Origin of the sequence: Microbacterium sp. (assembly GCF_047971895.1) — a bacterium.
Taxonomy (GTDB): Bacteria; Actinomycetota; Actinomycetes; order Actinomycetales; family Microbacteriaceae; genus Microbacterium.
In genome coordinates this window covers 41856-50120 of record NZ_JBKEAF010000009.1, presented here as the reverse complement: position 1 = coordinate 50120, position 8265 = coordinate 41856, and the positions used below count along the sequence as shown (strand labels likewise).

The window sequence follows — 8265 nt, the reverse complement described above, 5'->3', positions numbered from 1 at the left end:
ATCCAGTACGTCACCGAGAAGTACGGCGACGAGCGGGTCGCGCAGATCGTGACCTACGGCACGATCAAGTCCAAGCAGGCGTTGAAGGACGCCTCGCGCGTGCTCGGGTTCCCGTTCGGCATGGGGGAGAAGCTCACCAAGGCCATGCCGCCCGCGGTGATGGCGAAGGACATCCCGCTCTCGGGAATCACCGATACGACGCACAGCCGCTACAAGGAGGCCGCGGAGTTCCGCGCGGTGCTGCAGGAGGATCCCGACGCCAAGACGGTCTACGACACCGCCATGGGGCTCGAGGGGCTGAAGCGCCAGTGGGGCGTGCACGCGGCCGGCGTCATCATGTCGAGCGAGCCGCTCATCGACATCATCCCGATCATGAAGCGGGAGCAGGACGGCCAGATCGTCACCCAGTTCGACTACCCCGCGTGCGAGTCGCTCGGCCTCATCAAGATGGACTTCCTGGGGCTGCGCAACCTCACCATCATCGACGACGCGCTCGACAACATCGAGGCCAACCGCGGCGAGAGGCTCGTGCTCGAAGACCTCGCCCTCGACGACCCGGCGTCATACGAGCTGCTGGCGCGGGGTGACACCCTCGGGGTCTTCCAGCTCGACGGTGGACCCATGCGATCGCTGCTGCGCCTGATGAAGCCCGACAACTTCGAAGACATCTCCGCCGTGCTCGCGCTGTATCGCCCCGGTCCCATGGGCGTCGACTCGCACACCAACTACGCACTGCGCAAGAACGGCCTGCAGGAGATCACGCCCATCCACGCCGAGCTCGAAGAGCCGTTGCGCGACATCCTCGGCACCACCTTCGGTCTCATCGTCTATCAGGAGCAAGTCATGGAGGCCGCGCAGAAGCTCGCCGGTTTCAGCCTCGGCCAAGCCGACATCCTGCGCCGCGCGATGGGCAAGAAGAAGAAGTCCGAGCTCGACAAGCAGCAGGCCGACTTCTTCGGGGGGATGACGTCGAACGGCTACTCGGAGGCCGCGCAGAACGCACTGTGGAAGGTGCTCGAGTCCTTTGCCGACTACGCCTTCAACAAGGCGCACACCGCCGAGTACGGCCTCATCTCGTATTGGACCGCCTACCTGAAGGCGCACTATCCCGCCGAGTACATGGCGGCTCTGCTGACCAGCGTGGGCGACTCGAAGGACAAGCTGGCGGTGTACCTGAACGAGTGCCGTCGCATGGGCATCAAGGTGCTGCCGCCGGATGTGGGGGAGTCGATCAACTTCTTCGCCGCGGTGGGTGACGACATCCGCTTCGGACTGGGCGCCGTGCGCAACGTGGGTGCCAACGTCGTCGATGCCATCGTCGCCGCGCGCCAGGACGCCCCGTTCACGTCGTTCCACGACTTCCTCGGCAAGGTGCCGGTGCACGTCGCCAACAAGCGCACGATCGAGTCGCTGATCAAGGCCGGCGCGTTCGACTCGCTGGGCGACACGCGGCGCGCGCTCATGGAGATACACGAGGATGCCGCCGAAGCGGCGGTGGACCGCAAGCGCAACGAAGCGCAGGGGGCGATCGGCTTCGACTTCGACAGCCTCTACGACGGGCTCGAAGAGATCGCGCCGCCGAAGGTGCCCGAGCGGCCCGAATGGACCAAGAAGGACAAGCTGGCCTTCGAGCGCGAGATGCTCGGTCTCTACGTATCCGACCATCCGCTGGCGGGTCTGGAGATCCCGCTGGCCAAGCACGCGTCGACGTCGATCCATGATCTGCTTGCGAACGAGGATGTGCAGGACGGGGATCAGGTGACGATTGCGGGGCTGCTCACGGGCGTGCAGCACCGCGTGGCCAAGCAGAGCGGCAACCCGTACGGCATGGTCACGGTCGAGGACTTCAACGGCGAGGTGACCGTGATGTTCATGGGCAAGACCTACACCGAGTTCCAGCCCGAGCTGCAGTCCGATGCGATCCTGGTGATCCGCGGGCGCGTGTCGCGGCGCGATGACGGGCTCAATCTGCACGCGCAGTCGGCGTTCGCACCGGATCTCGGAACGATGGATGCCGGTGGCCCGCTGATGCTCGTGATCCCCGAGCACCGGGCGACCGAGGCAGTGGTCGGCGAGCTCGCCGCCGTACTGGGCAGGCATCGGGGACAGACCGAGGTGAATCTGCGCCTGCTGCCGGGCCGTGCCGGCGGCGGCTCCGCGAAGCTCTTCGAGGTGCCCCTGCCGGTGGCGGTCACCGCTGATCTGTACGGCGAGCTCAAGGGCCTGCTCGGGCCCAGCTGCCTGGGATGACCAGGGGACCTGGGCTCTCCCGTGCCGCGCAAGTAGTATCGGGACGCGTACGAACGCGGATACGATGTGCTGTCCCCCCGATGGAAGGAAGACCGTGACCGACGACCGGTTCGCCGAACAGACCGATACCCCCGTCGCGGAAGCGCTGCCTCCGCAGTATGGCGTCGGGCCCTTCACCATTCGTGAGGTCGCGCTGCTCGCGGTCTGGGTCGCCGCTTTCGTGGTGTCGTTCTTCCCGCTGCTGACCGGCTCGGTCAGCGCCGCCCTCGGCGCCGGGCTGTCGGTGTGGACCGTCGGGCTGGACTGGATCCTGACGATCGGTGTGCCCACGGTCGCCCTGTTCCTCATCGTGCTGCGTCGCTTCTCACCGCAGGGGATCCGCCGCGTCGGTTCCCTGGGCATCGACCAGTTCGCGTCCGTGGCGTTCTCGGTCTCGACGGTCGTCTGGCTGGTCGTGCTGTGGCAGACCGTCTCGGTCGCCATCTCCGCGGGCACGTGGGTGCGTACGTGGGTGGTCTGGGTGGAGTTCTTCCTCATGCTCGCCGGTGTCGTGTTGACCGTCGCTGCGCCGATCATCCCGCCGTTCGCGCAGGACTTCCAGGGGCGCCCCGAGGCGCCGGCGCACCGCAGTGCGCGGCACGTGCGGGAGGTCACCGCCCGTCCGCCGCGTCCGCGTCCTGTGCCCGACGCAGAGCCCGCCTCGGGCTCGGGCTCCAATCCGGATGCGGAGCCCGGGTCAGATTCTGCGTGGGCGCCGCCCGCAGAGGCGGTGAATCAGACGGAGGCAGAGACCGTGTCCGAGTTCGCACCGCAGCCTGCGGTCGAGCCGGAGCCTGTTCCGGCACTGGAGCCGGAGCCCGTCCCCGCATCGGAACCCGTCGCCGTGCCAGAGCCTGTTCCAGAACCGGAGCCTGTTCCCGCACATGAGCCTGAGCCTGAGCAGCCGCTCGCTGCACAGCAGGCGTTCTGGGCACTGGCCCCCGTCGAGCGCGATGTGCACGACGAGCGTGGAATGCCGATGTTCCGCATCGGGCCGACGGCGTGGGCGCTGGTGATCGAAGACCGCGGGTCGTTGTTCGTCATCCGACATGAGGACGGGCGCATCGGCTACCTGCACGATGTCACGGGCGTCATCCGGGGCTGACGAGTTCGTACGCGCCGGTAGGCTTGACGCGTGCGCACCATCGATCTGCGCGGGCGTCCCTGGACGACTGCAGAGCTGTTGACGATCGTGCCGCGTGCCACGAGCGCGCGGTCGGAGGCGCTGCAGGTCGCGGCCGAGGTCGTGGCCGACGTCCGGACGCGCGGCGAGCAGTCGCTGCGCGATCAGGCCGATCGCTTCGACGGCGTCACCGGCCACGCGATCCGTGTACCGGCCACGCACCTGGACGAGGCCGTCGCCACGCTCGACCCCGTCGTCCGCGACGCCCTCGTCGAGGCCATACGCCGTGTGCGGGAGGCCTCGGCCGCGCAGGTGCCGGCGGCATCCATCACCGAGATCGGTCCCGGTGCACGCATCACCCAGCGCTGGCAGCCGGTCACCCGCGCGGGCGTCTACGTACCCGGCGGCAAGGCGGTGTACCCGTCCAGCGTTGTCATGAATGTCGTTGCCGCACAGGTTGCCGGTGTGCACGAGGTCACGATCGCCTCGCCGCCGCAGCGAGACTGCGCGGGTCGAGTGCACCCGACGATTCTCGCCGCGGCAGGTCTCCTCGACGTCGACGAGGTCTATGCGATGGGCGGTGCCGGGGCGGTCGGCGCCCTCGCCCACGGTGTACCGGGCATCGGTCTCACCCCGGTCGACGTGGTGACAGGTCCGGGCAACAACTTCGTCGCCGCCGCCAAGCGGGCGGTGGCCGGCGTCGTCGGCATCGACTCCGAAGCGGGCGCCACCGAGATCCTCATCGTCGCCGACGACACGGCCGACGCCCGCTACGTGGCCGTCGACCTCGTCAGCCAGGCCGAGCATGACGAGCAGGCCGGAGCGGTGCTGGTGACGCCGTCACCCGCGCTCGCCGAGCGCGTCGGCGCCGAGGTGCAGCGAGCGGCCGCGACGACGCGCCATCGCGACCGTATCGCTGCCGCGCTGGCGGGTCCACAGTCGGCGATCGTACTCGTCGACGACCTGACCGCGGCCGAGGCCTTCAGCAACGCGTACGCGCCCGAGCACCTCGAGCTGCACATCGCCGATGCTGCGGAGGCCGCGCCGCGTTACGTCAACGCCGGCGCGCTGTTCCTCGGCGCGCACAGTCCGGTGAGTCTCGGCGACTACCTGGCGGGGAGCAACCACGTGCTGCCCACCGGCGGACAGGCTCGGTACGCGCCGGGGCTGGGTGCGCACACGTTCCTGCGCCCGCAGCAGGTCGTCGAGTACGACCGCCCGGCGCTGCAGTCGGTGGCCGCCGACATCGAGGCGCTGGCGCAGGCCGAGGCGCTGCCGGCGCACGGCGAAGCGGTGCAGGCTCGGTTCTCGTAGGCTTTACCCGTCATGCATTGTCCCTTCTGCCGCCATCCCGACTCGCGCGTCATCGACTCTCGCACCAGCGACGACGGTCTCAGCATCCGCCGCCGCCGCCAGTGCCCCGAGTGCGGCGGGCGCTTCTCGACGATCGAGACGGCGAGTCTCAACGTCATCAAGCGCTCTGGCGTCATCGAGCCGTTCAGTCGCGAAAAGGTCATGTCCGGCGTCCGCAAGGCCTGTCAGGGGCGACCTGTGACCGAGGCCGATCTGGCGCTGCTGGCGCAGGCGGTCGAAGAGTCCGTGCGGCAGACCGGGTCGTCCCAGGTCGACACCAACGAGATCGGGCTGGCGATCCTCGGCCCGCTCCGCGAGCTCGACGAGGTCGCCTACCTGCGGTTCGCGAGCGTTTATCAGGCGTTCGACTCTCTCGAGGACTTCGACAGCGCTATCGCGCAGCTGCGCGCCGACCACGACCACTAGCCCGACCGAGATGTATCCCCTCCTCTTCCGCGTCGTGCTCTCGCGCCTGGATCCCGAGACGGCCCACCACGCGGCGATGTCGGTGATCCGGCTGCTCGGCACCCCGCCGCTCTCTTGGATCGCACGCGCGCTCACCCGCCCGCGCCCGCAGATGCGCACGCGGGTGCTCGGGCGGGACTTCGACTCGCCGTTCGGGGTGGCCGCGGGCTTCGACAAGAACGTCACCGGCGTCCGGGGACTCTACGCGCTGGGCTTCGGTCACGTCGAAGTCGGGACGATCACCGCGATCCCGCAGGATGGAAACCCACGACCGCGGCTGTTCCGGCTCATCCCGGATCGTGCGGTCATCAACCGCATGGGCTTCAACAATCGGGGAGCGGATGCGGCGGCCCGCCGCCTCACGCGGCTCCGCCGCCGGGGCCCCCGCCCGGTGATCGGGGTCAACATCGGCAAGAGCCGCGTCGTGGACGTGGCCGATGCGACCGCCGACTACGTGTACAGCGCGCACCTACTCGCTCCACTCGCCGACTATCTCGTCGTCAACGTGTCGTCGCCGAACACGCCCGGACTGCGTGGACTGCAGGAGGTGGAGACCCTCGAACCGCTGCTGGTGGCGGTGCGCGATGCGGCCGGAACCACACCCCTGCTCGTCAAGATCGCGCCGGATCTGCCGGACCCACAGATCGAGGCCGTCGCCCGGCTGGCGGTGCGGCTCGGGTTGGCCGGCCTGATCGCGACGAACACCACGATCGCGCGGGAGGATCTGCACACCGCACCCTCGGTGGTCGCGGCCGCAGGCGACGGCGGGTTGTCGGGCGCACCGCTGAAGGCACGCGCCCTGCACGTGCTGCGCATCGTACGCGCGTGCGTCCCCGACTCGTTCTGCGTCATCTCCGCCGGTGGGGTCGAGACCCCGGCCGACATGCAAGAGCGCAGGGACGCCGGTGCCGATCTCGTGCAGGGCTACACCGCGTTCCTCTATCGCGGTCCGCTGTGGGCACGACAGCTCAACCGGCGGCGACCTGTCAGCTGAGCTTCGTGCCCCGCTTGACCTGAGGTTTGGGCAGGCGCAGGAAGCGCATCTGGATCTGCCGCATCGCGGCATACCACCCGAGGCCCTTCTCGACGCGATCCTCACCGAAGGTGCGGCGTGCCGCACGCTTGACGAGCACCGACGTGAGCACCATCTCGACGATCACCAGGAAGATCACACCCCACAGGGCGAGGAACGAGTAGGTGACCAGCCACCCGCTGTTGGGCAGCAGGCCGATGACGATGACGACCAGCATCAGTGGCATCACCCATTCGCTGAGACTCCAGCGAGCATCGGTCCAGTCGCGGACGAAACGACGCTGCGGTCCCTTGTCGCGCGGAGTCAGGTAACGCTCGTCGCCGGCGGCCATGCCGACGCGCGCCTTCTCACGCTTCTCGGCCAGCTCCGCACGTGCGCGAGCCTTCGCCTCCTTGGTGTTGGCGACCAACGGGCGCTTGCGTGCGGCCTCCTGCTCGGCGCGGGAGGGCGTGGGCCGCCCCTTACCGGCGCCCGGCGTCGCGCTCTGCTCGTCGTTGGGAGCGGATGCGGGTGGGGTCTTGGACACGGTGAATCCTTGGTATCGACGTCGCGGGGCACCTTAAGATTACCCGCATGAAATCACAGACCCCTCAGCGCGAGTCCGCCGTCCGCGAAGCAGCGGCCGGAGGCATCCCGAGCGCGCTCGCCGATCTCGGCCGGCTCGTGCGCATCCCCTCCATCGCCTGGCCCGCCTTCGACCAGCAGCAGGTGGTGCGCAGCGCGGATGCTGTCGCCGAGCTGGTCACCGCCACGGGCCTGTTCGACCGCGTCGAGGTCAAGCGTGCCGCGATCCCGGGCACGGAGGAACAGGGCCAGCCCGCCGTGCTCGCGGTCCGCGCAGCACGCAACGGGCGGCCGACCGTGCTCCTCTATGCGCATCATGACGTCCAGCCGCCCGGCGACGAGGCGCTGTGGGACTCCTCGCCATTCGAGCCCACGGTGCGCGACGGTCGACTGTACGGCCGTGGAGCCGCGGACGACAAGGCCGGGATCATGACGCACATCGCCGCCCTGCGCGCAGTGAAGGATGCGTACGGCGATGACCTGGACCTCGGCGTGGCGATGTTCATCGAGGGCGAGGAGGAATTCGGCTCGCGCTCGTTCGGACAGTTCCTCTCCGACAACGCCGATGCGCTGCGTTCGGACGTGATCGTCGTCGCGGACTCGGGGAACTGGGACGAGACGACGCCCGCACTGACGGTGTCGCTGCGCGGCAACGCCCGGTTCACACTGCGCGTGCGCACGCTCGAGCATGCGTCGCACTCCGGCATGGCCGGGGGAGCGGTGCCGGACGCGATGCTCGCCGCCGTGAAGCTGCTGGCGACCCTGTGGGACGACGAGGGATCGGTTGCCGTGGTAGGGCTCCACCGACACGACGCTCCCACGCCCGCCGACAGCGAAGACGCACTGCGCGCGGAGACGGGGCTGCTGCCCGGCGTCTCGCCGATCGGCACCGGAAGCGTCTTCAGCCGCCTCTGGTACCAGCCGTCGATCACCGTCACCGGCCTCGACGCGACCAGCGTCGCCGCCGCGTCGAACACACTCCTGCCGGAGGTGAGCGTCGTCGTCAGCGCACGTGTCGCGCCGGGGCAGGCGGCGACCGATGCCTATGAGGCGATCGCGGCGCACCTGCGTGCGCACGCGCCCTTCGGTGCCGAGCTCGAGTTCACGGATGTCGACTGCGGCGACGCCTTCTTGGTCGACACGGCGGGATGGGCCGCGGAGTTGGCGCGGGACGCCATGCGGGATGGCTTCGGTGTCGCTCCCGTCGATGCCGGCGTCGGAGGATCGATCCCGTTCATCGCCGACTTGGTGCGCGAGTTCCCCGACGCGCAGATCCTCGTCACCGGCGTCGAGGACCCGCACTCGCGGGCGCACAGCCCGAACGAGTCGCTGCACCTGGACACCTTCCGGCACGCTGTGCTCACCGAGGCGCTGCTGCTGTCGAGATTGAACGAGCGGACACGGGCCTCGGGAGAGCCGTCGCGGTAGACTCGGGGGA

General features: G+C 69.1%; 7 protein-coding genes. 6 read left to right on the top strand and 1 reads right to left on the bottom strand.

The annotated features are described in order from the left end of the window. From dnaE to ACK5IN_RS01590, 5 genes are all read left to right on the top strand, one after another. The coding region (gene dnaE, locus ACK5IN_RS01610) for a DNA polymerase III subunit alpha (protein ID WP_416894484.1) at positions 1–2250 on the top strand (2250 nt) is incomplete at its 5' end. A 94-nt stretch (positions 2251–2344) separates the two neighbouring features. Further along, positions 2345–3394 (top strand): hypothetical protein, encoded by a 1050-nt coding sequence (locus ACK5IN_RS01605; RefSeq protein WP_416894483.1) that lies wholly within the window; start codon positions 2345–2347, stop codon positions 3392–3394. 30 nt (positions 3395–3424) lie between these two features. Beyond that, entirely contained in the window at positions 3425–4726 is a 1302-nt protein-coding gene (gene hisD / locus ACK5IN_RS01600; RefSeq protein WP_416894482.1) for a histidinol dehydrogenase, read from the top strand. A 12-nt stretch (positions 4727–4738) separates the two neighbouring features. Beyond that, positions 4739–5191, top strand: coding sequence for a transcriptional regulator NrdR (gene nrdR / locus ACK5IN_RS01595; protein ID WP_416894481.1), 453 nt, complete (start codon positions 4739–4741; stop codon positions 5189–5191). Between the two features lie 10 nt (positions 5192–5201). After that, complete coding sequence (locus ACK5IN_RS01590) at positions 5202–6224, top strand: quinone-dependent dihydroorotate dehydrogenase (protein ID WP_416894480.1); 1023 nt, start codon at positions 5202–5204, stop codon at positions 6222–6224. Here ACK5IN_RS01590 and ACK5IN_RS01585 read toward each other — a convergent pair. Next, the gene (locus ACK5IN_RS01585) at positions 6217–6789 is read right to left on the bottom strand and encodes a DUF3043 domain-containing protein (protein ID WP_416894479.1); all 573 of its coding nucleotides are present in this window, start codon (positions 6787–6789) and stop codon (positions 6217–6219) included. The genes ACK5IN_RS01590 and ACK5IN_RS01585 overlap by 8 nt on opposite strands. 47 nt (positions 6790–6836) lie before the next feature. Here ACK5IN_RS01585 and ACK5IN_RS01580 point away from each other — a divergent pair, with 47 nt between their 5' ends. Then, positions 6837–8255 (top strand): dipeptidase, encoded by a 1419-nt coding sequence (locus ACK5IN_RS01580; protein ID WP_416894478.1) that lies wholly within the window; start codon positions 6837–6839, stop codon positions 8253–8255. The last annotated feature ends 10 nt before the right edge of the window (positions 8256–8265 follow it).